The 751-nt window shown below is 65.9% G+C and carries 1 pseudogene; it reads right to left on the minus strand.

The features are described 5' to 3' along the window. Nucleotides 1-83 precede the first annotated feature (83 nt). Nucleotides 84-751: pseudogene (locus A5701_RS28590) on the minus strand (hypothetical protein); the annotation flags it as partial.

The following is a 751-nucleotide window of genomic DNA, read 5'->3' on the forward strand; positions in this document are numbered from 1 at the left end:
GGGCCCGAAATCCGTGCCCACCCGCGAGGCCTGCTCATCACTCATCGCTGATCCTTGTCACCCAACCACCACAGCACATCAAGTCAGCCGCCGTAGTTCGTCCACCACGTATGCAGGTCTTCGAGGGCGGGAGGATCACCGTAGGCGTCACAGAGCAGGAGTTTGGCGTCGTTGGTCCAGATGACGTTCGGGTGGTTCTTGTAGGTGCCGCACGCGATCGAGCCGGCGGTCACCGTCGGGGTGCTGTCGTGGTGCCAGCCGTCCGGTGACGGACCGGCCCCCGGACAGTTGAGCAACTGTACGGCGGCGACGTCGTCGTCGAACGCCTTCTTGAGCAGATCGGCATTGGCGAACAACCCGTAGACGGCGCGGGAAGGGCCGCCCTGGTTGGTGTTCTGGTCGCAGTCGACCATGGCCAACGCGTTCACCCAAATGCTGTTGGCCTTCGGGGTGGCAGGGGTGCAAGCGCCACTGGGATATCCGGCGGGCAGCACGCTCATCAGCTTGCTCTGCGGGTTCGGGGCCCTGCTCGTCGTGGTCGTGGTGACCGTTCTGCTGGTCGTCGTGGTCGTCGAGGTCGAGGTCCGGTTGGCCTGCGAGTTGCTGTCGTCGCCGCCCATCACCATCGCGATGCCGACCGCGGCGACGACGAGGACGACGACCAGTGCGGCGACGCCGGCGATGATGGGCCAGGGGTTGCGTCGTTTGGGTGGGGGTTGGTTCCAGGCGGGTGCGCCGGTGAATTGGCGCT

The sequence above is a fragment of the Mycobacterium sp. E3305 genome (genome assembly GCF_001666785.1).
Classification (GTDB): domain Bacteria; phylum Actinomycetota; class Actinomycetes; order Mycobacteriales; family Mycobacteriaceae; genus Mycobacterium.